The sequence below is a fragment of the Streptomyces sp. NPDC018947 genome, from assembly GCF_044390505.1.
Classification (GTDB): Bacteria; Actinomycetota; Actinomycetes; order Streptomycetales; family Streptomycetaceae; genus Streptomyces.
Genome location: NZ_JBIRZD010000040.1, coordinates 1 through 2485 on the forward strand (window position 1 = coordinate 1; position 2485 = coordinate 2485).

At 73.6% G+C, this 2485-nt stretch carries 1 protein-coding gene; it reads right to left on the reverse strand.

Features of this window, described 5'->3' with window-relative positions; genetic code table 11:
* Positions 1 to 2443 (reverse strand): condensation domain-containing protein (locus tag ACH499_RS34535; protein WP_399020980.1); only part of this gene is annotated, 2443 nt, incomplete at its 3' end.
* Between the last annotated feature and the right edge of the window lie 42 nt (positions 2444 to 2485).

Here is a 2485-nt window from a genome sequence, read left to right on the forward strand (position 1 = left end):
AGCCACGCGCCACACCAGCACCGGCCACATACAGCTCACCCGGCACACCCACCGGCACCGGCAGCAGACCCCGACCCAGCACGAACACACGGGTGTTGGCGAGGGGACGGCCGATCGGGAAGGTCCCGGTGGGGTCCTCGTCGGCCGCCACGCGGTGCTCGGCGCAGCTCACGGTGGTCTCGGTGGGTCCGTAGACGTTGCGTACACCGACACCGGGGTGGGCGTCCCGCCACTCGCGCAGCGCCTCGGCCCGCAGCGCCTCTCCGGCGAGCAGGAGTTCCCCGGTCGGCGAGGCGTGGCTGGGCAGGGCGCGCAGCAGGGGCAGGTGGCTGGGGGTCGCCTTGAGCAGGGTCGGCGCGGTGGCGGGCAGCCCCTGCTCGTCGAGGCTGCCCACGGTCACGCAGCCGCCGACGGTCAGCGGGGTCAGCAGCGCGGTGACCGTCATGTCGAAGGAGACCGAGGAGTGCAGCAGGGCGGAGCCGCGCGCGCTCGGGTAGCTCTCGCCGGCCCACTCGAGGTAGTCGACGAGGTTGCGCTGTTCCACGACCACGCCCTTGGGGCGGCCGGTGGAGCCGGAGGTGTAGATGACGTAAGCGGGGTGGTGGGGCCGCAGCGGTGCGGTGCGCCGGTCGTCCGTGGGGGCGTCGGCCACGGGAGCGACGCCGTCGACGAACAGACGCGGGGCGGTGCCGAACTCGTCGCGGTCCCGGACGGTGTCCTCGGTCGTCAGCAGCAGCGCCGGGGCGGCGTCGTCCAGCATGGCCGCGATGCGGTCGGCCGGGTAGCCGGGGTCGACGGGCAGGTAGGCGGCGCCGGCCTTGAGCACGCCGAGCAGGGCGGCGAGCAGGCTCGGCGACGGGCGTACGGCCACCGCGACGAGGTCTTCGGGGCCCACGCCGAAGCCGGTGACCTCGCGGGCCACGCCGTTGGCGAGGGCGTGCAGTTCGGCGTAGGTGAGGTGTTCCCCGCCCATCCGGACGGCCGGTGCGTCGGGCGTGCGGGCGGCCTGGGCCTCGAAGAGTCCGGGCAGGGTCGTGTGCCGCCTCTCGGCGGCGGTGGCGTTCCAGGCGGTGAGCACCTGGTGCCGTTCGTCGTCGTCGAGGACGTCGACACGGTCGACGGGCCGGTCGGGGTCGGCCAGCAGGGCGCGCAGGGTGCGCTCCAGGCGGGCCGCGACGGCGACGGCGGACTCGCGGTCGAAGAGGTCGCCGTTGTACTCGAGGGTGCCCGCTATGCCGCGGGTTCCCCGGCCGTCGTGGCGCTCCTGGATGTTGAGCGACAGGTCGAACTTGGCGACGTCGGTCTCGGCGGTCTCGGTCCCGATGGTGAGTCCGGGCAGTTCGAGACCGGCCTCGGGAAGGTTCTGGAACGCGAGCAGTACCTGGAAGAGCGGGTGCCGCGAGCGTGAACGCGTCGGGTTGACCAGCTCCACCAGCCGCTCGAACGGCACGTCCTGATGCGCGTACGCCGCCAGGTCCGCCTTCCGCACCCGCGCCAGCAGCTCACGGAACGTCGGACCACCCGACACGTCCGTACGCAGCACCAGCGTATTGGCGAAGAACCCGACCAGATCGTCCAGCGCCTCGTCCGTACGGCCCGCCACCGGCGTACCGATCGGCACGTCCTCCCCCGCGCCCAGACGGCTCAGCAGCACCGCCAGCGCCGCCTGCACCACCATGAACACCGACGCCGACGACTCCCGCGCCAGATCGGCCATCGCGCGGTGGAGTTCGGCGTTCCACTCGACCGTGACGCGTCCGCCGGCGTGGCTGGAGCGTGCCGGCCGGGGGCGGTCGGTGGGCAGGTCGAGTTCCTCGGGCAGCCCGGCCAGGGCCTCGCGCCAGTACTCCACCTGCTCGTGCGCGAGGCTGCCCGGGTCGTCCTCCTCACCCAGCAGCTCACGCTGCCACAGCGCGTAGTCCGCGTACTGCACCGGCAGCGGCCGCCACTCGGGGGCCCGGCCCTCGCGGCGCGCGGCATAGGCCGTCCCCAGGTCACGCGCGAGCGGAGCCATCGACCAGCCGTCACCCGCGATGTGGTGCAGCACCAGCGACAGCACGTGCTCCCGCTCGGTCAGCGCGAACAGGGTGGCGCGCAGCGGGAGTTCGGCGGCCAGGTCGAAGCCGGTGCCCGCCGCGCCGCGCAGCAGCTCCGGCAGGGCCGTCTCGTCGGTGTCCACCACCGGCAGCGGCACGTCCCACGTGTCGAGGGTCATCTGCCGTGCCTGGCCGTCGGTTTCGGGGAACACCGTGCGCAGCGCCTCGTGGCGTGCCACCACGTCCCCGAGGGCCGCCCGCAGCGCCTCGCGGTCCAGGTCGCCGCGCAGCCGCAGCACCACCGGCATGTTGTAGACCGCACCCGCGTCCTGCAACCGGTTCAGGAACCACAACCGCTGCTGCCCGAACGACAACGGCACCACACCGGGCCGCTCCCGACGCACCACCGCACGCCGCGTACCACCCGACTCCAACGCCCCCACACGAGA